We start from the raw sequence: 20,918 nt of genomic DNA on the forward strand, positions 1-20,918 counted from the left end.
TACCGAGGCGTCACGAAAAATAGTACGATCGTGCGGATCGAGACACCTTCGGTTGCAGCCCGCCTGACGTTCGCTGACAATACGCGATCTTAGAAGGCCATTCTAACGGTAGAGAGGAGCATTGATGACCCCGGCGAGCCTTATCGAGCAATACGGTCCCCGCGAATCGATGGAATACGACGTCGTGATCGTCGGCGGCGGGCCAGCCGGTTTGTCGGCCGCGATCCGCCTGAAGCAACTGGCGGCGGAAAAAGGCGCGGAAATCGGCGTCTGCGTGCTAGAAAAAGGCTCCGAGATCGGCGCGCACATCCTCTCGGGCGCGGTGATGGACCCGCGCGGCCTCACCGAACTCATTCCCGACTGGAAGGAACAAGGCGCGCCGCTCGACGTGGAAGTGACGGAAGACCGCTTTCTGTTTCTTTCGCCGACGGGCGCGAAGCAGGTGCCGAACTGGCTGCTTCCCGACAACTTCAAGAATCACGGCAACTACGTCGTCAGCCTCGGCAACGTCACGCGCTGGCTCGGGCAGCAGGCCGAGGCGCTCGGCGTCGAGATCTTCCCCGGCTTTCCGGCAGCGGAAGTGCTATACGCCGAGGACGGCTCCGTGCGCGGTGTCGTGACGGGGAACATGGGCGTCGGCAAAGACGGGCAACCGACCGAAAACTTCCAGCTCGGCATGGAACTGCACGCCAAGTACACGCTTTTCTGCGAGGGCGCACGCGGGCATCTCGGGCGCCAGTTGATCGACAAATTCAAGCTGAACCGGAATGCCGATCCGCAGGTGTACGGCATCGGCATCAAGGAATTGTGGGAAATCGATCCGGTCAAGCACAAGCCCGGCCTCGTCATCCACACGGCCGGCTGGCCGCTGGAACCCGATACTTACGGCGGGTCGTTCCTCTACCACATGGACAACAACCAGGTCGTGGTCGGCTTCGTGGTCGGGCTCGGGTATTCGAATCCGTACCTGTCGCCGTTCGAGGAATTCCAGCGCTACAAGACGCATCCGTCGATCCGCGGGTTTCTCGAAGGCGGCAAGCGCCTGTCCTACGGCGCTCGCGCGATCACGGCGGGCGGCCTGATGTCGCTGCCGAAGCTCACGTTTCCGGGCGGCGCGCTCGTGGGCGATGACGCCGGCTTTCTGAACGCCTCGCGCATCAAGGGTAGCCACGCGGCGATCAAGACCGGCAAGATGGCCGCCGAAGCGGCGTTCGACGCCGTGCAGGCCGGACGTCAGAGCGACGAACTGACGGCCTACCCGGAAGCGTTCGAAAACTCCTGGCTCAAGACCGAGCTTTACCGCGCGCGCAATTTCAAGCAATGGATGAGCAAAGGCCTGTACCTCGGCTCGTTCATGGTCGGGCTGGAGCAGAAAGTGATGGGCGGCAACGTGCCGTGGACGCTGCATCATCAGCATTGGGATCATGAGATGCTGAAGCCGGCGTCGCAGTGCAAGCCGATCGTGTATCCGAAGCCCGACGGCAAGCTCACGTTCGACCGCCTTTCGTCCGTCTTCATCTCGAACACGAATCACGAAGAGAATCAGCCAGCGCATCTGACGCTGAAAGACGCGAGCGTGCCGGTCAACGTGAATCTGCGAACGTATGCCGGCCCGGAAGGTCGCTACTGCCCCGCCGCCGTCTACGAATTCGTGAAATCGGAAGACGGCAGCGACCGCCTGCAGATCAACGCGCAGAACTGCGTTCACTGCAAGACGTGCGATATCAAGGATCCGACGCAGAACATTGTCTGGGTGACGCCGGAGGGCGGCGGCGGACCGAACTATCCGAACATGTAACGAGAGCGCCGGTTCCCAGGACCGGCGCTTCTTTTTCAAGCGGCGTTATTTGCCCGGTACGTGCGCGGGAATCTTCGGCGTGGCGACGGCCACATCGCCGCATTGCGCGCGGTGCCGCAGCGCGTGGTCCATGAGCACGAGCGCGAGCAGCGCCTCCGCGATGGGCGTCGCACGAATGCCGACGCACGGATCATGGCGCCCGAAGGTCTCGACGGTAGCCGGCGCGCCCGACTTGTCGACGGACTGACGCGGCGTGCGGATGCTAGAGGTCGGCTTGATCGCGATGGACACGGTGATGTCCTGACCGCTCGAAATGCCGCCCAGGATGCCGCCCGCGTGATTGGTGGCGAAGCCTTCCGGCGTCATCTCGTCGCCGTGCTGCGAGCCGCGTTGCGCGACGCTCGCGAAGCCCGCGCCGATCTCCACGCCCTTCACGGCGTTGATGCCCATCATCGCGTGCGCGATGTCGGCATCGAGCCGGTCGTACAGCGGTTCGCCGAGTCCGACCGGCACGCCGCTCGCCACCACGTCGATGCGCGCGCCGACCGAATCGCCGTCGCGGCGCAGTGCGTCCATGTAGGCCTCGAGTTGCGGCACGACCTCCGAGTTCGGCGCGAAGAACGGATTCTCGCGCACGTGCTTCCAGTCGACGAACGGGATCGGAATCTCGCCCAGCGCGCTCATGTATCCGCGCGTCTCGATGCCGAACTTCTCGCGCAGCCACTTCTTCGCGACCGCGCCCGCCGCGACCGTCGGCGCAGTCAGGCGGGCGGACGACCGGCCGCCGCCGCGATAATCGCGCACGCCGTACTTTTGCCAGTAGGTGTAGTCCGCGTGACCCGGACGGAACGTCTCGGCGATGTTGCCGTAGTCCTTGCTGCGCTGATCCGTGTTGCGGATGAGCAGCGCGATGGGCGTGCCCGTGGTGACGCCTTCGAACACGCCCGACAAAATCTCTACCTGATCCGCTTCCTGCCGCTGCGTCACGTGACGCGACGTGCCCGGACGGCGCCGATCCAGTTCCGACTGAATGTCGGCTTCCGTCAGCGCCATGCCCGGCGGGCAGCCGTCGATCACGCAGCCGATCGCCGGTCCGTGCGATTCGCCAAAATTCGTGACGGTGAAGAGCGTGCCAAGGGTGTTGCCGGACATGAGCGTCGACCTGAGAAGAGTGTCGGGGAAGACCGCTATTATGCCAGCGCCGCCTGGCGTCGACCGCTATAGTCGCGCGCCGCGCAGCGCCGTCACGCGGTCCTGCAAGTGCTGCGGCGTCGCATCTTCCGGCGCGATCGCTTCGCCTACTGCGAGCGTCAGGCGCGTCATCACGCCCCGCCGAATAGGACGCGGCCACTGCGCGCCCTCATCGCGCGAGAAAACGCTGCCCCACAACCCGCGCAGCGCCATCGGCACGACGGGCGCCGGATGCCGCCGCAGTATCTCCGAGATTCCGTGCCTGAACGGGTTCATTTCCCCGGTACGCGTAAGTTTTCCCTCGGGAAAGATGCAGATCAGATCGCCGTCTTCGAGCGCGCGTTGGCATGACTCATACGCGCGTTCGAGCAGTTCCGCGTCCTCGTGCGCGGGCGCAATCGGGATCGCCTTCACATGACGGAACAGCCAGCCGATGAACGGCGTGCGGAAGATGCGATGATCCATGACGAAGCGAATCGGGCGCGGACTCTCGGCCATGATGACGACCGCATCGACGTAACTGACGTGATTGCACACGAGCACCGCCGCGCCGTGCGAAGGAATGTGCGCCGCATCCACGAGACGAATGCGATAGAACGTGTGCACCAGCATCCACGCGATGAACCGCAGCAGAAACTCCGGCACGAGCGAGTAGATATAAATGGCGACGAGCACGTTCAGCAGCGCCGTCACGAGGAAGAGGCCGGGAATGCCGACGCCCATCGACGTGAGCGCGAGCGCCATCAGCGCCGAAACGATCATGAAGAACGAATTGAGGATGTTGTTCGCGGCGATGATGCGTGCGCGGTGCGTCGGCTGACTGCGCGCCTGAATCAGCGCGTAGAGCGGCACGCTGTAGAAGCCGCCGAACATGGCGAGCAGAAACAGATCGGCGAGAATGCGCCAGTGCGGCAGCACGAGCAGAAATTCACTCACATTCAGCAGATGTGAAGCGGGCGCGATGCGGTGGCTCGCGAAGAAAAGATCGATCGCGAATACGCTGATGCCGATGGACCCGAGCGGCACCAGTCCAATTTCAACGCGGCGCTTCGAGAGCCGCTCGCACAGCAGCGAGCCAGTGCCGATGCCCAGCGAAAATGTCGCGAGCAGGATAGTGACGACATCCGGATTCGCGGAAAGCACGTCCTTCGCGAAGTTGAAAAAGGAAGTGAGAAACGTCGCGCCCACGAACCACAGCCACGAAATGCCGAGCAAACTCAAGAACACGGTGCGATCCGACCGCGCGAGCTTGAGATTGCGCCACGTCTCGGACACCGGATTCCAGTTGATGCGCAAGTCGCGCTGAGACGCCTCCGACTTCGGCACGAACGCCGACACAACACGTCCCACGACCGCGAACGCGAGACACGCCGCCGCGAGCAACAGCGCGCCGTGCTCGGACGCGCCAGCCGCCGCCCCGCCGATGATGGTGCCGATGAGAATGGCGACGAACGTGCCCATTTCCACGAGGCCGTTGCCGCCGACGAGTTCCGTGCCGTTCAGGTGCTGCGGCAGATAAGCGTATTTGACGGGACCGAAGACGGTGGAATGCACGCCCATCAGGAAGGTGCAGAGGTACAGCAAGGGCGCGCTGTGCAGCAGGAACCCCGCGCCGCCGATCAGCATCACGACGATCTCGAAGCTCTTCACGAGACGCGCGAGCACGGCCTTGTCGTACTTGTCGGCGATCTGCCCGGAAGTCGCCGAGAACAGCACGAACGGCAGGATGAAGATGGCGGAAATCAGAAACGCCGCCGTCTTCGGATCGACGCCGGAGAAGCGCGCGGCCTGGAACGTCACGAGCGACGTGAAACCGACCTTGAAGACGTTGTCGTTCATTGCGCCGAGAAACTGCGTCCAGAAGAACGGTGCAAAGCGGCGCTCGCGCAGCAGGCGAAACTGGCTTTCCTCCGCGGCATGCGAGCCGCGGGAAGCGCGCGCGCCGGCGTCATGCTTTGCGCGCAGTGGATTGTCACTCATGAGTTATCGACCGGTTTGTGTCTTTGTGTGCTCGAACGCCGGGCGAAAAAAAAACGCGCCCTTCGGCGCGCTGCGATGTTTCGGTTTCGGCTTCGGCAATGCCGTTGCGGTGGCTGCAGCGTGCCGCGCGACGACGACAACGACGCGCCCGGCGTGACGCTGGCTAAACTTCAACGGACGTTCTGCTGCTCCTGCTGGCCCTGCTCTTCCGGCCAGTCGCGGATATACGCTTTCAGCATGCGATTTTCAAAACCTTGCTCCTCGACCACAGCCTTCGCCACGTCGTAAAACGAGATGACGCCCATCAGCGCGCGGTTTTCCATGACCGGCAGATAGCGCACGTGATGCTCCAGCATCATGCGGCGAATCTCGTTCACGTCCGTTTCCGGCGTGCAGGTGAGCGGGTGGTCGTCCATGACCTTGCGGATGGTCGTGGTGCCGACGCCGCCGCCGTTGTCGCGCAACGTCAGAATGATTTCGCGGAAAGTCAGCATGCCGACCAGATCGCCGTATTCCATGACGACGAGCGAGCCGATATCGTGCGCCGCCATGACGTTGATCGCGTCGGAGAGCGGCGTATCGGGCGTAACGGTGAATAGCGCGTTGCCCTTCACCTTCAGAATGTCGCTGACTCGCATGACTTTCTCCTTGCGAAATGCCTGTTCAGATGCCGAAGCGTTTGTGAAACCATGGGTCGATGCTATCGGAAAGGCCCGCAAAAGGAAAGCGAACGACGCCCGCGTTAGCCTTTCGGATAAGGCTCTGCGGCAGAACCGCAGGCGTTCGCCCTAGGTTTGCGCGCGCCGCCGCGATGATAGGATGACCGACCGACATTTCCGCCGGACGCATGCCGCGCCGGCCGCCGACGATGCCAGCCAACCGCTTCGACACGCTCGCGCTGCACGCGGGCGCCGCGCCCGATCCCGCCACCGGCGCCCGCGCGACGCCCATCTATCAGACCACGTCATTCTCTTTTCGCGATACCGACCACGCCGCCGCGCTCTTCAACATGGAACGCTCCGGGCACGTGTACTCGCGCATCTCGAATCCGACGGTCGCGGTGTTCGAGGAACGCGTCGCCGCGCTGGAAAACGGCGTCGGGGCGATCGGCACGGCGAGCGGTCAGGCCGCGCTGCATCTGGCCATCGCCACGCTGATGGGCGCGGGTTCGCATATCGTCGCGTCGGCCGCGCTGTATGGAGGCTCCCACAATCTGCTGCATTACACGCTGCGGCGTTTCGGCATCGAGACGACCTTCGTGCCGCCGCACGATCTCGACGCGTGGCGCGCCGCCGCCCGGCCGAACACGCGCCTTTTCTTCGGCGAAACGCTCGGCAATCCGGGGCTCGACGTGCTCGATATCGCGAGCGTCGCGCAAATTGCCCATACGCACGGCGCGCCGCTGCTCGTCGACTCCACCTTCACGACGCCCTACCTGCTGCGGCCGTTCGAGCACGGCGCGGATCTGGTCTATCACTCCGCCACGAAGTTTCTCGGCGGCCACGGCACGACCATCGGCGGCGTGCTGGTGGACGGCGGCACGTTCGACTTCACCGCGAGCGGCCGTTTCCCCGAGTTCACCGAGCCTTACGAGGGCTTTCACGGCATGGTCTTCGCCGAAGAAAGCACGGTCGCGCCGTTCCTGCTGCGCGCCCGGCGCGAGGGCTTGCGCGATTTCGGCGCGTGTTTGCATCCGCAGGCCGCTTGGCAACTGCTGCAAGGCATCGAAACCTTGCCGTTGCGCATGGACCGGCACGTCGCGAATACGCGCAAGGTCATCCAGTTTCTGCTGAGTTCGCCGGCGGTCGAAGGCGTGGCCTATCCCGAACTGCCGACGCATCGCGATCATGCGCTTGCAGAGCGACTGCTTCCGCGCGGCGCGGGCGCGGTGTTCAGCTTCGATCTGCGCGGCGGCGTGCCGGCGGCGCGCCGGTTCATCGAATCGCTGACGCTGTTCTCGCATCTGGCGAACGTCGGCGACGCGCGCTCGCTCGTGATCCATCCCGCCTCCACGACGCATTTCCGCATGGATGCGGCCGCGCTCATCGCAGCGGGCATCGGACCGGGACGGATACGCCTGTCGATCGGCCTGGAAGATCCCGACGATCTGATCGACGACCTGAAACGCGGCCTGAAAGCCGCGCAGAAGGCCGCCGAGAGCGGCGACGGCGCCACCGCGACGACGCCCGGGAGCCGCGCATGATCCTCGACCTGGACGGCCACAGCGCCTACGCGTACACGGGCGGCAAGCCTTTCGACCCGGCGCGCCCGGCCGTCGTCTTCATTCACGGCGCGCAGCACGACCACAGCGTCTGGGCGCTGCAAACGCGCTACTTCGCGCATCACGGCTTCGGCGTGCTGGCGCTCGATCTGCCCGGCCATGGCCGCAGCGACGGTCCCGCGCGGCACGACATCGCCGGACTCGCCGACTGGGTGATGCGCGTGCTCGACGGCGCCCGGGTGCGCCGGGCGACGCTCGTCGGTCACAGCATGGGCTCGCTGATCGCGCTCGATGCAGCCGCGCGCTATCCGGACCGCGCCGCCGGCCTCGCGCTGATCTCGACCGCCGCGCCGATGACCGTCTCCGACGCGCTGCTCGACGCCGCCCGCGATCACGAGCCGCAGGCCATCGGCATGGTGAATCAATGGTCGCACTCGACCATCGCGGCGAAACCATCGAGCCCCGCGCCCGGCTTCTGGCTGCAAGGCATGAATCAGCGGCTGATGGAACGCGTCAGCGCATTGGGCGAAGCGCAGCTCTTCCACACCGATTTCAGCGCCTGCAACGGTTACACGGAGGCGCTCGACCGTGCCGCGTCGGTGCGCTGTCCCGTCTGCGTGCTATACGGCAAGCGCGACGTGATGACACCTCCGCGCGCGGCCCGCGCACTCGTCGATGCGTTCCGCCATGCCGGCGCGCGCGTGCGCACGGCCGAGCTGGGCGGCGGGCACGCGCTGATGGCGGAAGAGCCGGATGCCGTGCTCGATACGCTTTTTTCGTTCGCGCTGGAGTGCGCGGCGAGCCGCTGAAGCGCCGCTTGCACGCACGAGCCGCCGGTCGCAGAATGAACCTTGCTGGCGGATCATCAGACAAGATATCCGCCACGCAGCGACCGTTCGACACGGAGGCCATGATGGCGCAGACGGCACACGGAGAACACTTCGCGAGTTTCGCCGAGTTCTATCCGTACTATCTCGAAGAGCACCGCAACCTGGTCTCGCGCAGGCTGCATTTCATCGGCTCGCTAGGCGTGATCGGCTGTCTCGCGATGGCGCTCGCCACCGGCGACTGGCTGTGGCTTCCGGCGGCGGTCGTCTGCGGATACGGCTTCGCGTGGATCGGGCACTTCTTCTTCGAGAAGAACCGCCCCGCCACCTTCCGCCATCCGCTCTACAGCCTGATGGGCGACTGGGTGATGTTCAAGGACATCTGCATCGGCAGAATCTCGCTTTGAGTCGCGCTCATGCGGTTTGTCGCGGCATCGGCGAATGCGCGGGCTCGCGCACCGGCGCATTCGCCAGTGCTTGCGTGCGCGCCGCGATCAGCGCGCCGAGCGTCACTTCCAGTTTGTCGTTATCCAGCGCGCGCATCAGCGCATCGCGCTCGATGCGCGTTGCATCGAGCCCCAGCTGATATTCCAGTTCTTCGCGGTCCACCACGAATTCCTGAAACAGCATGGTGAGCGTGATCTGGTTCGGATTGGCAATCAGCACGTAGCGCGGCATACGCGCGTCCTCGAGCCTGCCGATCCAGCCGAGCGTATCGAGCCGCGTGATGATGCGCGTGGACGTATCGAGATCGCAGCGCACCATCTTCGACAACTCGAGTGCGGTGTAGCCGGGCTTGCCTTCGTCGCGTGCCTCGACGAGCCGCGCGAGCAGTTCGAGCGCATCGAGCAGATCGCTGCCCGGAAACGCGCGCCGATGAAATTGCCCGATACGAATGGCCGGCAGCGCGGAGGTCAGCATCGCGCCGACGAGCGCGATCATCCAGCATAGATACACCCACAGCAGAAACACGGGCAGCGACGCGAACGCGCCGTAGACGGCGGTATATGTCGGAATGCTGCGCACGTAGAGCCCGAAGCCGCGCTTGCCGATTTCGAAAGCGACCGCCGCGATCAGCCCGCCGACCACCGCATCGCGCCACTCCACTTTGCAGTTGGGCATATAGACGTACGTGATCGTGAAGCCGAACACCGTGAGCGGCAACGAAACGCCGGTGAGCAGCCATTCGACGACGGGCGGCATCAGATTATGCGAGCCCGCGTATGCGACGGAATGCGCGAAGACGTAGGAAGAAATGGACAGGCTGCAGCCGAAGAGAATCGGCCCGAGCGTGATGATGGACCAGTAGACGAGCACCCGCTGCGCGATCGGACGCGCCTTCTTCACGCGCCAGATGACGTTGAACGCGGACTCGACGGTCATCATCGTCATGACGGACGTAACGAGCAGGATGATCATCCCGACGGTCGTGAGCCCTTTGGCCTTCGACGCGAATTCGTTCAGGTACCCGAGAATCTGACTATTGATCTGCGCGGGCATCAGATGGTCCGCGAGAAAGTCCTGGAGCGAAGCCTGAAACGAGCCGAAGATTGGGAACGCCGTAAACAGCGCGAAAGCGACTGTTGCAAGCGGCACGAGCGAGAGCACGCTCGTGAACGTGAGACTGCCCGCGACTTGCGCGACGCGATCCTCACCGATGCGCCGCGCGACGAAGCCGGCAAGGCGCTTGACTGCTGCGAGATCGATTGAAAGGCGCTGCAAACGTTTTCTCCTGTCGACGGGACTTGGGGCTTTAGCCCCTAGTCCCGTCCCATGCTTCGCGGTCGACCAGAGTTAGGGCTTCAGCCCTTACTCTGGTCCCATGCTGTGCGGTCGACGGGACTTACGGCTTCAGCCCTTAGTCCCGTCCCATGCTTCGCGGTCGACCAGAGTTAGGGTTTTAGCCCTTACTCTGGTCCCATGCTGTGCGGTCGACGCGACTTAGGGCTTTAGCCCTTGGCCCAGAGTCCCATGCGCTGCGGTCGACGAGACTCAGCGCTTTCGCCCTTACTCTCATCCCATGCTCGCGGTCGACTCGAGTAATGCTTGAGCCATACTCTGGTTCCATATTTCGCCGTCGACCCAGACCACGTGCTTTGGCCATTACTCTGGTCCGAGTCTCGCGGTCGGCGGGACTAAGGGTTTCGCCCGTCCCATGCTTCGAATTCGACCAGAGCCAGGACTTCAGCCCTTACCCCGGTCCTATGCTGTCGCCAATACTTTGGCTTCAGCCCTTAATTCCGCCGAAAGCTGTGCGGTCGACAGGACTCAGACTCGCCCCGCAAGTCCCGGCCTAGCTACCATCCAGCCCACCGCCGCGCGTTCGAAATTAGCCAACCTGCCAGCCCACTACCTTTCCGCAAGAATCTCCCACCGCGAACACCCAGCAACGACCAGACCGCCCGCCACGGACGCCGACCCAATCCCTATAATAGCCGTTCAACAAAAAGCTCATATGAACGACATCCTCGTGCTTTACTACAGCCGCCACGGTGCCACGCGCGAGCTTGCGCTCGCCATCGCGCAGGGCGTCGACAGCGTGTCCGGCATGCAGGCTCGCGTGCGTACCGTACCGCCCGTCTCCACCGTCTGCGAAGCCACGCAGCCCGAGATTCCCGCTGACGGCCCGCCTTACGCAGAGTTGCGCGACCTCGAAGAATGCGCGGGCCTCGCGCTCGGCTCGCCGACGCGCTTCGGCAACATGGCGGCGCCGCTCAAATATTTCCTCGACGGCACCACGCCGCAATGGCTCTCCGGCGCGCTCGCCGGCAAGCCCGCGAGCGTGTTCACATCGACCGGCAGTCTCCACGGCGGCCAGGAAACCACCCTGCTTTCGATGATGCTGCCGCTCCTGCACCACGGCATGATGATCCTCGGCATTCCGTACACGGAGTCGCGCCTCACCACGACGCAAACCGGCGGCACGCCCTACGGCGCGTCGCATCATGCGCGCACCGGCGACGAGGCCGCGCGGCAAGGCATCTCGGCCGACGAAAAGGCGCTCGCCATTGCGCTCGGCGCACGGCTTGCGCGCGCCGCCCGCGATCTCGCACGCGGCGCACAGGCGAACTGAATCGGCCATGCAATCGCCTTCAGCCGACGAAACCCGAAACCGCGGCGCATTCGCAGTCGGCGCCACCGCGAGTCTCGGCGCGCTCATCGTCCTCGCCCTGCTCTGGGAGCTATGGCTCGCGCCGTTGCGCCCCGGCGCTTGGACGCTCGCATTAAAGGCGCTGCCGCTCGCGTGCGCGCTGCCTGGCGTCGCGAAGCGCAATGTTTACACGCTGCAATGGTCGTCCATGCTCGTACTGCTCTATCTCGCCGAAGGCGTCGTGCGCGGCATGACCGACGCGGGCATGTCCGCGCGGCTTGCACGGCTCGAAGCGCTGCTTTCCCTCGCATTCTTCGGCTGCGCGATCGCCTATGTCGCGCGGTTCAAGCGCGCCGCCCGCTCCGGGGCGCGTGCAAGGAAACGCTAGGCATGACCGCTGTCGCGCCGCTTTGTGCCATCGCCGTGATGCTTTGTAGCACGAAATTCGGCGCAAAGTGCATTCGACGCGCGTGCCTATGCCATTCGGCCGATGGTTCGCACATCGCCGGCCTGCGCGATACTGTCGCTTCGTCCCAGCCCATCTTTCTTCGCCCATGACCGCTTCTGCCGCAACCTTCATCGACGCCTGCGTTCAACTGATCGGCGCGTCGCACGTCCTCACCGATGAGCACGACACCGAGCCGTATGTCGTCGACTGGCGCAAGCGGTATCGCGGCAACGCGTGTGCCGTGCTGCTGCCCGCCAACACCGAACAGGTCGCCGGCATCGTGCGGCTCGCGCGCGAACATCGCGTGGCCATCGTGCCGCAGGGCGGCAACACGGGGCTCGCCGGCGGTGCGACGCCGGATGCGAGCGGCGTGCAGGCTGTCGTCAGCCTGAAGCGGCTGAACCGCATTCGCGATGTCGATGCGCATAACAACACGATCACCGTCGAAGCGGGCGTCGTGCTCGCCGAGATGCAGGCGCGCGCCGCAAGCGCGCAGCGTCTCTTCCCGCTGAGTCTCGCGGCGGAAGGCAGTTGCACGATCGGCGGCAATCTTTCGACGAACGCGGGCGGCACAGGCGTGCTGCGCTACGGCAACACGCGCGAGCTGTGTCTCGGCCTGGAAGTCGTGACGGCGCACGGCGAAATCTGGGACGGGCTGCGCGGGTTGCGCAAGGACAATACCGGCTACGACGTGCGCGATCTTTTCATCGGGGCGGAAGGCACGCTCGGCATCATCACGGCGGCCGTGATGAAGCTGCATCCCGCGCCCGTCGCCAAGGTCACCGCGCTCGCCGGCCTGGCGTCGCCGCATGCCGCGCTCGACTTCCTCGCCATGGCGCAGCAGCACACGGGTCCGCTTCTGACCGGCTTCGAACTGATGTCCGACTTTTCGATGCGTCTCGTCGGACGGCACTTTCCGCAACTGCGCTACCCGTTCGGCGAGCCGCACGCGCAGACCGTTCTGCTCGAACTGTCCGACAGCGAAAGCGACGAGCACGCCCGCGCCCTTTTCGAACGCCTGATGGAACAGGCGATCGAAGACGGCATCGTCGAAGACGCTGTGGTGGCGGAGAATCTCGCGCAGTCGCAGGCGTTCTGGGACTTGCGCGAACACATTCCGCTCGCGCAGGCGCAGGAAGGGCTGAACATCAAGCACGACATCGCGGTGCCCATTTCCAGCATCGGCCGCTTCATCGACGAAACCGATGCGATCATTGCGAAAGCCGTGCCCGGCGCGCGCATGGTCACGTTCGGGCATCTCGGCGACGGCAACCTGCATTACAACGTGCAGGCGCCCGAAGGCGTCGATCAGAAGGCGTTCCTGATCGAGTTCCAGACGCCGATCAACGCGCTCGTCTACGAGCAGGTGCACAAGCATCGCGGCAGCATCAGCGCGGAACACGGGCTCGGACAACTGAAGGTGGACGAAGCCATGCGCCTGAAGTCATCAGTGGAAGTACGGCTCATGCAGACCATCAAGGCGGCGCTCGATCCCGACAATCTGATGAACCCCGGCAAGGTCGTGCGCTGGAACGCCTGAGCTGGTAAGGAGAACACCGCATGAAGATTCGTGTGCTGTCGGACCTGCATCTGGAATGCGACGAGCCGCTCGCCATTCCTTACGCTGACGCCGATCTCGTCGTGCTCGCGGGCGATATTCACAATCACGCCGAAGGCTTGCGCTGGGCGGCGGAAAACTTCGACAACGGCGTGCCGGTCGTCTACGTGCCGGGCAACCACGAGTATTACGACGGCGAATTCGGCGCGATGGAAGCCGCCATGCACGACGCCGCGCGCAGCGTCGACAACGTGCACTATCTGAACAACGCGGCGCTGGTCGACCGCAAAGGCGCGTGGCGGGTGCTCGGCACCACACTCTGGACCGACTTCGCGCTCTTCGGCGCGGGCGAGAACGAAATCGAAAAGGCAAAGGAAGCGTGCACGAACGTCATGCTGGATTATCGCGGCTTGATCCAGCTCGCCTGGCCCGAGCCCGACGGCGAGCCGCACGCTTTCACGCCCGACGATTCGCTTGCGCTGCACGTGCAGGCGCGCGCGTGGCTGGAAAGCGAACTGGCGAAGCCGTTCGCGGGACAGACTGTCGTGGTCACGCATCATGCGCCGCTGCGCGAGAGTCTCGCGCCGCGCTACGCGGAAGACATCGTGTCGGCGGGCTTCATCAACCACTTGCCGGCGCTCGCCCGCGCGCCCGTCGCGCTGTGGATTCATGGCCATACGCATACCGCGTTCGACTACACCGTCAACGACACGCGCGTCGTCTGCAATCCGCGCGGCTACTTCGACAAACGCACGCAGCGATGGGAGAACCCCGAGTTCGCGTGGGACAAGGTTGTGGAAATCTGACGTCGACGCGGAGGGACGCCATGTGCGGCCGAATCAGCCAGTACCGACTGCCGATGCACTATGCACAGCGTCTGCATCTGAAAAACGCGTTCGTGCTCGTGGATGCCGCCGACCGCCGCCCCGGCTACAACCTGTCGCCCGGCACGCATCCGCTCGCGGTGTATCCCGATGAAACCATCCGCGCGGTGCATTGGGGCTACTGCCCGCCGTGGGCGAGAGAACAGAAACTGCCGCACACCATCAACGCGCGCGTCGAGACCGCATCGACCAGTGCGTATTTCCGTGACTTGTGGCGCAATGCGCGCATTCTCGTGCCCGCGGACGGCTGGTTCGAATGGCGCGTCGAACCGCGCCCGGGCGATCGCGCGGGCGAGCCGTTCCAGCAGCCGTATTTCATCCGCCGCGCGGACGGCGAACCGATGTTCCTCGCGGCGCTCACGAGCATCATCCGCGACGAGGACGCCGCCACGCCGGGCGCGGGCTTCGTGCTCGTGACTTCGAAGGCGGACGAAGGCTTAGTCGACGTGCACGACCGCCGTCCGCTCGTCTTCTCGCCTTCAACGGGCAGACGCTGGCTCGACACGGCGGCGACGCCAGCGGACCTGCATTCGCTCGTGAAGACGGACGGCGTGCCCGCCGCGCATTTCGTCTGGCATCGCGTGACGACGGACGTCAACCGCACGCTGAACGACGAGCCGCGGCTCATCGAGCCGCTGGAAGCGGCTTAGCGGCGGTAACGGTCGCGCTCGTCGTCGATCCGAACGGGCACGAGGCGCCGCTTCGCCTCACGCTCGGACTGTGCGCGCATTGCCTGAAAAAGATCGCGCGAGGCCGGCACGGCGATCAACACCAGAAGCGCGGCAAGGGCAAAGAGAAGAGGCGTGCTCATTCGACTTATTCCCGAAAAGCTGCGTTGAGGGAAGCTCAGACCTTATCAAGCTGCGGTCGGATCGGGAGTAAGCAAGTGTTGCACCGCGCTTTATTCCGTAACTGAAAAGCGCGTCAAACGCCCATCACGTCGCCACGAATTCCTTGAGCGACTCTTCATCGGCGGCGAGCGTCGCGGGCAGCGCCTCGCGCAGGAACTCGACCCACGTGCGGATCTTCGCATCCAGATACTGACGCGACGGATACAGTGCATACACGATCAGCTCCTGCATCGTATATTGCGGGAGCACTCGCACCAGCGTGCCGGCGCGCAATGCGGGTAGCGCCGAGGACGTCGGCAGCACGCCGATGCCCATGCCCTCGCGAATCGCGACGACCATTGCCTCCGCGACGTTCACCGTGAAGGTCGACGGCCCGAGCGTCACGGTCTCCTGTCCGCTGGGGCCGTCGAAGACCCAGCGGCCGGGCGGAAACACCGGCGTGACCAGGTGCAGACACGTGTGGTGCACGAGATCGGACAAGACGTGCGGCGCGCCGTGTTTTTCGATGTACGCAGGCGACGCACACGCAATGCTGAACACCGTGCCGAGCCGAGCGGACACGAGTCCCGAGTCCGGCAGTTCGGAAGCAAGCACGAGCGACACGTCGTAGCCTTCGTCCAGCAAATCCGGCATGCGCTGCGCAAGCGTCAGATCGACCTGCACGGACGGATGCCGCTCCTGATAACGCGAAATCATCGGCACGACATAGTGCTGGCCGAAGCTCGTCATCGAATGCACTTTGAGCCGGCCGGCCGGGCGCGCGTGGGCGTCGCTGGCTTCGGCTTCGGCCTGATCCACATACGCCAGAATCTGCTCGCAGCGTTGCAGATAACGCTCGCCCGCCTCGGTCAGCGCAATGCGGCGCGTCGTGCGATTCAAAAGGCGCGTGCGCAGATGCGCTTCCAGATCCGATACGGCCCGCGACGCGTAAGCCGTCGTCGTATTCAGATGCTGCGCCGCGCCAGTGAAGCTCCCGGCTTCGACCACGCGCACGAAAACGCGCATGTTTTGGAGCGTGTCCATAACCTCTTCGACCCTGATCTGTCTTTCTGCCCATGCATTTTTGCACGAGCTGCAAGATTCGACTTTCTCATGGATTGCAAGAATCCTTTGCGACAGCGCCGGTTATTCGCGGATCGTTGCAAAAATATAATCGCCGCTTGATCGACTCGAGGGTTGGGAGCGGAACGTGCAAGGCCGGGGGTTCAGAATCGCGAGTTGCGCCGCGTTGCTTACAACAATACTAACGATGGCGGGGTGCGCAAGCACCGGCAAGATCGCGCCGCAAGACTCGCTGAAAGACGCTTCGACGCTCGATGCCGGCCGCTCGATCGAAGCCGCCATGCGCGCCGCGAACGCCGACGCCGCCTGGCCGGACGCGCAATGGTGGCGCGCCTATCGCGACCCGCAACTGGACGCATGGATCGCGCGCGCGACGGCCGGCAATCCGTCGCTCGCCATCGCCGCAGCGCGCGTGCGCGAAGCGCGGGAACAAGCGGGCGTCGCGCGCTCCGCGCTGCTTCCGCATGTCGACGGCACCATGAGCGTCACGCGCAAGGCGTGGCCGGACAACGCGTTCTACGGTCCCGGCCCCTACGCCGACGCCACAACGTGGGACAACACCGCCGGCCTCTCGCTTTCCTACGATCTCGACCTCTGGGGCCGCGACGAACACGCCGCCGAGCGCGCGCTCGATGTCGCCCATGTGCGTGCCGCCGACGCGCGGGCCGCGCAACTCGAACTTGAAACGAACGTCGTGCGCGCCTACATCGGCTTTTCGCAGTCGTTCGCGCTGCTCGACATCGCGCAGCAAACGTTCGAGCAGCAGGAGCGTATAGCCGAACTCGCGCGTCGGCGGCTCAAAGGCGGGCTCGGCACGCAACTCGAAGTGAGTCAGGCCGAAGCGCCGCTGCCGGAGTACGAACGCCAGATCGATCTGTACAAGGAAGCGATACAGCTCGCGCGTCATCAACTGGCGGCGCTCGCCGGTGAAGGCCCCGGCGCGGGCGAAGCCCTGACGCGCCCGGCGCTGTCGCTCGCGACGCCGCTGCCGCTTCCCTCTTCCTTGCCGGCGGAACTGGTCGGGCATCGGCCGGATATGGTCGCGGCGCGCTGGATGGTGGCGGCACAGGCGCGCGGCATCGACGTCGCGAAGGCGCAGTTTTATCCGAACATCAATCTGGCGGCGTCCCTTACGCAGATGTTCGCGGGCGGCGCACTGCTCAGTTTCCTGACGAGCAAAGCGACCGGTTATGCCTTCGGGCCGGCAATCTCACTGCCGATCTTTGAAGGCGGACGGCTGCGCGCGCAGCTCGGCGCGGCGTCGGCGCAATACGATCAGGCGGTGGATCACTACAACGCGACGCTCGTCGCGGCGCTCAAGGATATCGCCGATCAGGTCGTGCGCGTGCAATCGCTGGATACGCAACTGGACGCGTCCGGCCGCTCGGTCGCCGCCGCGCGCAAGAACTACGACCTCGCCAACGAAGGCTACAAGCGCGGCCTGACCGATTACGTCAACGTGCTGATTGCGCAATCGCAACTTCTGCGCGCGCAGGACGGCCAGGCGCGCGTACGGGCGCAACGGCTCGGCGCTTACGCGACGCTCACGGCGGCGCTCGGCGGCGGCATCGACGATCCCGCGAACGGGCCGGACGAAGCGACGCTCGCGCCGTCGAAGCACATCGGGCGGTTCGCCCGCGCCGGCGGCGAGAAGTAGAGGCAACGCGCATGTCATCCTCCACAGCCAAGCCCGCGCGCATCACGCCGATGGCCGCGTTCGCCGACTGGGCACGCACCGACGGCCTCGCGTGGGTCTACATCTTCAAGGCCGTGCTCGCGGCGCTGCTCGCGCTCTGGATCGCCATGCGCCTCGACATGCAGCAGCCGCGCACCGCCATGACCACGGTCTTCGTCGTGATGCAGCCGCAAAGCGGCATGGTGCTCGCAAAGAGTTTCTATCGTTTCTGCGGCACGATGGTCGGGCTCGTCGTGATGCTCGCGCTGATCGGCCTTTTCGCGCAGCAGCCCGTCCTTTTCTTGTCGGCGACGGCGCTGTGGGTCGGCATCTGCACGGCGGGCGCGGCGCGCAACCGCAATTTCCGCTCTTACGGCTTCGTGCTCGCGGGCTATACGGCGGCGCTCATCGGCATTCCGGCCGCGCAGCACGCGGACGGCGCGTATCTGTCGGCGCTCACGCGCGTGGGCGAAGTGACGCTCGGCATCGTCTGCGCGGGCGCGGTGAGCGCGCTCGTGTTTCCGCAGCACGCGGGCGAGCAGATTCGCGCGACCGTGCGCCGCCGCTTCACGCAGTTCGTCGATTACGTGTGTCGCGCGATGTCCGGCCACATGGAGCGCGCGCAGATCGAGCGGGCGAATCTCGGCTTCGTCGCGGATATCGTCGGCTTCGAGGCGGCGCGCACTGTCGCCATGTTCGAGCACCCGGAATCGCGGCGTCGCGGCGGGCGGCTCGCGCGCCTCAATAGCGAATTCATGACGGCGTCGACGCGCTTCCACGCACTGCATCAGTTGATGAACCGCCTGCGCGACAGCGCGTCCGCGACGACCATCGCGGCGCTGACGCCGTTCATCCACGAAGTGCCGCCGCTTTTGCTCGACGCAGGCGTGCCCGTGCGCAACGCCGCAGAAGCCGCGCACGCCGCCGCGCGATTGCGCGACTTCAAGGCCGCGCTTCCGAAGCGCGTGCGTTCGGCGCGCGAGACGCGCACGAGCGATCCGGCGTTCGCGCCGCTCGAATTCGATACCGCGACCGAACTGCTGTATCGCTTCGTCGACGACATGCTGGCCTATGCGGAGACCTACGCATCGCTGGCTTCGCCGTCGCATGAACGGGAACGCTCGGCCGCGCGCTACGTGCCGAAGACCAACCTCGTCGCGGCTGCCATTGCCGGCGTGCGCGGCGCCATCGTGATGTTCGTGCTGAGCGCGTTCTGGATCGCGACCGCGTGGCCGAGCGGCGGCACCATGGTGCTGAACGCGGCGGCCGTCTGCGCGCTCGCGTCGTCGTCGGCGCGCCCGACGCTCATGTCGGCGCAAATGGCCATCGGCACCGCACTCGCCGCCGCGGTCGGCATGATCGTGGTGTTCGGCGTGTTTCCGCACATGGACGGCTTCGTGCTGATGTGCGTCGCGCTCGTGCCCGCGCTGCTGCTCGGCACGTTCCTGAGCACGCGGCGTCCGGTGGCCGGCGTGGGCATCGGCTATTGCATCTTTTTCTGTTTTCTCGCAGGACCGGACAACCTCGTTCACTACGATCCGACCGGCTTCATGAACGACGCCATTGCGCTCGTGCTGTCGATGATCGTGTCGGCCGTCGCGTTCGCGATCTTCCTGCCCACCGATGCGCCGTGGCTGCGGCGTCTCTTGCTCGCGGACCTGCGCCGCGAAGTCGTGCTCGCGCGACGCGGCCGGCTCGCGAGCGTGGCGACGCGCTTCGAAAGCCGCACGCGCGATGTTCTTTCGCAGATCGACGCGCTCGCCGCCGGACGGCCCGCGCTGCAACGCGAAGCGCTGCAGTGGCTTTTCGCGGTGCTGGAGGTTGGGCGCGCGGTGATCGATTTGCGGCGTGAAATCGCGGCGCTGTCGGATGCGCCGGATCACAGCGCCTCGCTGCCGTGGCGACGCGAGATCGACGCCACGCTCGATGCCGTCGCGCGCCTCTTCGACCGGCCCGGTGCCGCGCGCTTCGACGCCGCGCTCAAACAAGCCGGCACGGCCATCGCGCAAGTGCAGCGTCTCATCGCCGCGTCGGAGCATCCGCGCGAAGAGCGGCATCGGCTGCAACGCATGCTCAGTCATCTGCATTTCATTCGCACGGCGCTGCTCGACCGCGAGTCGCCGTTCGCCACGCTCGAACCCGATTCACCCCAAGGAGCGCCCCATGCCGCGTGACACCGCGATTCTCGAAGCCTATGTGCCGACGCTGCTCGTCCTCTTTGCCGCGGGCGCGCTCATCACCTGGGTGATCGACCGCGCGCTCGGGCTGACGGGCATCTATCGCGTGGTCTGGCATCCGGCGCTGTTTCGCGCGAGCCTGCTCGTCTGCATTTGCGGCGCGCTCGGGCTCGCGGTGTATCGCTGAAACGCAGGCATTCGCTCACACACGTTTAGAAGAGTTGCATCATGGTTCTCAGGAAAATCATCGGCTTCGTCATGACGATCGTCATTTTCGCGGCCGCGCTCGTCATCGGTCGCATGCTGTGGGTGCATTACATGGACGAGCCGTGGACGCGCGATGGCCGCGTGCGCGCCGATGTCGTCAATGTCGCGCCGGACGTGTCGGGCGCGGTCGTGCAGATGCCCGTGCGCGACAACCAGTTCGTTGCGAAAGGCGATTTGCTGATGGAGATCGATCCGTCGCATTACCGGATCGCGGTCGAACAGGCCGAGGCGAACGTCGCGGCGCGCGCCGCCGAGTTGCGTATGCGCCGCTCGGACGCGGCGCGACGCGCGGACATGGACAGCCTCGTCGTCTCGAAGGAAGCGCAGGAAAACGCGATGCAGACGGCATCGACGGCGGCTGCGCAGCTTCAGCAGGCGCAGGCCGCGCTCGATGCGGCGAAGCTGAATCTGGAGCGTACGAAGGTCTATTCGCCGGTGGACGGCTATGTGACGAACCTGAACGTGTATCGCGGCGACTACGCGACGGCGGGCACGCCGAAGCTCGCCATCGTCGATAGTCATTCGTTCTGGGTCTACGGCTACTTCGAGGAAACGAAGCTGCCACATGTGCGCGTCGGCGACCGCGCGCAGATTCGCCTGATGAGCGGCGGCGAGCTGACCGGACATGTCGAGAGCATCTCGCGCGGCATCTATGACCGCGACAATCCGCAAAGCCGCGAACTGCTTGCCGATGTGAACCCGACGTTCAATTGGGTGCGGCTCGCGCAGCGCGTGCCGGTGCGCGTGAGAATCGACGACGTGCCGCAAGGCGTCATGCTCGCGGCGGGGACGACGTGCACGGTGGTGATTGCGCCGTCGATGTGAGCGAAGGGAACATGCAAAAAAGCCCGCCCCGCCCAAAACCGAAGCGGGCTTTCCCAACTCACG

Annotated in this window: 19 protein-coding genes; 13 read left to right on the top strand and 6 right to left on the bottom strand. The window is 65.1% G+C overall.

The features are described 5' to 3' along the window. The first annotated feature begins 124 nt into the window (after positions 1 to 124). Positions 125 to 1,798 (top strand): electron transfer flavoprotein-ubiquinone oxidoreductase, encoded by a 1,674-nt coding sequence (locus tag P9239_RS12715; RefSeq protein ID WP_309751288.1) that lies wholly within the window; start codon positions 125 to 127, stop codon positions 1,796 to 1,798. A 45-nt stretch (positions 1,799 to 1,843) separates the two neighbouring features. Here P9239_RS12715 and aroC read toward each other — a convergent pair whose 3' ends face one another. From aroC to P9239_RS12730, 3 genes are all read right to left on the bottom strand, one after another. Further along, entirely contained in the window at positions 1,844 to 2,950 is a 1,107-nt protein-coding gene (aroC, locus tag P9239_RS12720; protein WP_309751290.1) for a chorismate synthase, read from the bottom strand. Between the two features lie 66 nt (positions 2,951 to 3,016). Continuing rightward, complete coding sequence (locus P9239_RS12725) at positions 3,017 to 4,969, bottom strand: MFS transporter (RefSeq protein WP_309751292.1); 1,953 nt, start codon at positions 4,967 to 4,969, stop codon at positions 3,017 to 3,019. A 170-nt stretch (positions 4,970 to 5,139) separates the two neighbouring features. Further along, positions 5,140 to 5,607 (bottom strand): CBS domain-containing protein, encoded by a 468-nt coding sequence (locus P9239_RS12730; protein WP_309751294.1) that lies wholly within the window; start codon positions 5,605 to 5,607, stop codon positions 5,140 to 5,142. A gap of 230 nt (positions 5,608 to 5,837) precedes the next feature. Between P9239_RS12730 and P9239_RS12735 the strand changes: the two genes are divergently transcribed. From P9239_RS12735 to P9239_RS12745, 3 genes are all read left to right on the top strand, one after another. Next, the gene (locus P9239_RS12735) at positions 5,838 to 7,172 is read left to right on the top strand and encodes an O-acetylhomoserine aminocarboxypropyltransferase (protein WP_309751296.1); all 1,335 of its coding nucleotides are present in this window, start codon (positions 5,838 to 5,840) and stop codon (positions 7,170 to 7,172) included. Further along, positions 7,169 to 7,999 (top strand): alpha/beta fold hydrolase, encoded by an 831-nt coding sequence (locus tag P9239_RS12740; RefSeq protein WP_309751298.1) that lies wholly within the window; start codon positions 7,169 to 7,171, stop codon positions 7,997 to 7,999. The genes P9239_RS12735 and P9239_RS12740 overlap by 4 nt, the downstream gene beginning before the upstream one ends. A gap of 104 nt (positions 8,000 to 8,103) precedes the next feature. Continuing rightward, positions 8,104 to 8,424: an Mpo1-like protein gene (locus P9239_RS12745; protein ID WP_309751300.1), complete on the top strand. Its 321-nt coding sequence runs from the start codon at positions 8,104 to 8,106 to the stop codon at positions 8,422 to 8,424. A gap of 7 nt (positions 8,425 to 8,431) precedes the next feature. Here the strand turns inward: P9239_RS12745 and P9239_RS12750 are convergent, their stop codons facing one another. Then, positions 8,432 to 9,739 (bottom strand): YihY family inner membrane protein, encoded by a 1,308-nt coding sequence (locus P9239_RS12750; RefSeq protein WP_309751302.1) that lies wholly within the window; start codon positions 9,737 to 9,739, stop codon positions 8,432 to 8,434. Between the two features lie 733 nt (positions 9,740 to 10,472). On the opposite strand from P9239_RS12750, the gene wrbA reads away from it, so the two are divergent. From wrbA to P9239_RS12775, 5 genes are all read left to right on the top strand, one after another. Next, positions 10,473 to 11,090, top strand: coding sequence for an NAD(P)H:quinone oxidoreductase (wrbA, locus tag P9239_RS12755; protein ID WP_309751304.1), 618 nt, complete (start codon positions 10,473 to 10,475; stop codon positions 11,088 to 11,090). Positions 11,091 to 11,097: 7 nt separating this feature from the next. Further along, entirely contained in the window at positions 11,098 to 11,496 is a 399-nt protein-coding gene (locus tag P9239_RS12760) for a DUF2069 domain-containing protein (protein WP_309751306.1), read from the top strand. A gap of 166 nt (positions 11,497 to 11,662) precedes the next feature. Continuing rightward, positions 11,663 to 13,096, top strand: coding sequence for an FAD-binding oxidoreductase (locus tag P9239_RS12765; RefSeq protein WP_309751307.1), 1,434 nt, complete (start codon positions 11,663 to 11,665; stop codon positions 13,094 to 13,096). A gap of 20 nt (positions 13,097 to 13,116) precedes the next feature. After that, the gene (locus P9239_RS12770; protein WP_309751309.1) at positions 13,117 to 13,920 is read left to right on the top strand and encodes a metallophosphoesterase; all 804 of its coding nucleotides are present in this window, start codon (positions 13,117 to 13,119) and stop codon (positions 13,918 to 13,920) included. Positions 13,921 to 13,940: 20 nt separating this feature from the next. Beyond that, the gene (locus P9239_RS12775) at positions 13,941 to 14,648 is read left to right on the top strand and encodes an SOS response-associated peptidase (protein ID WP_309751311.1); all 708 of its coding nucleotides are present in this window, start codon (positions 13,941 to 13,943) and stop codon (positions 14,646 to 14,648) included. Here P9239_RS12775 and P9239_RS12780 read toward each other — a convergent pair. After that, positions 14,645 to 14,809: a hypothetical protein gene (locus P9239_RS12780; protein ID WP_309751313.1), complete on the bottom strand. Its 165-nt coding sequence runs from the start codon at positions 14,807 to 14,809 to the stop codon at positions 14,645 to 14,647. The two genes, P9239_RS12775 and P9239_RS12780, sit on opposite strands and share 4 nt — an antisense overlap. A gap of 124 nt (positions 14,810 to 14,933) precedes the next feature. Further along, a complete protein-coding gene (locus P9239_RS12785; RefSeq protein WP_309751315.1) occupies positions 14,934 to 15,872 on the bottom strand; it encodes a LysR family transcriptional regulator in 939 nt (312 codons plus the stop codon). Between the two features lie 226 nt (positions 15,873 to 16,098). On the opposite strand from P9239_RS12785, the gene P9239_RS12790 reads away from it, so the two are divergent. From P9239_RS12790 to P9239_RS12805, 4 genes are read left to right on the top strand one after another with little or no spacing between them, the layout of a single operon-like run. Then, a complete protein-coding gene (locus P9239_RS12790; protein ID WP_309751317.1) occupies positions 16,099 to 17,568 on the top strand; it encodes an efflux transporter outer membrane subunit in 1,470 nt (489 codons plus the stop codon). Between the two features lie 11 nt (positions 17,569 to 17,579). After that, a complete protein-coding gene (locus P9239_RS12795; protein ID WP_309751319.1) occupies positions 17,580 to 19,760 on the top strand; it encodes an FUSC family protein in 2,181 nt (726 codons plus the stop codon). Beyond that, complete coding sequence (locus P9239_RS12800) at positions 19,750 to 19,950, top strand: DUF1656 domain-containing protein (protein ID WP_309751321.1); 201 nt, start codon at positions 19,750 to 19,752, stop codon at positions 19,948 to 19,950. Before P9239_RS12795 ends, P9239_RS12800 begins: the two co-directional genes overlap by 11 nt. 41 nt (positions 19,951 to 19,991) lie before the next feature. Then, positions 19,992 to 20,855, top strand: coding sequence for an HlyD family secretion protein (locus P9239_RS12805; RefSeq protein ID WP_309751323.1), 864 nt, complete (start codon positions 19,992 to 19,994; stop codon positions 20,853 to 20,855). Positions 20,856 to 20,918 lie beyond the last annotated feature (63 nt).

The organism is Caballeronia sp. LZ062, assembly GCF_031450785.1.
Lineage (GTDB): Bacteria > Pseudomonadota > Gammaproteobacteria > Burkholderiales > Burkholderiaceae > Caballeronia.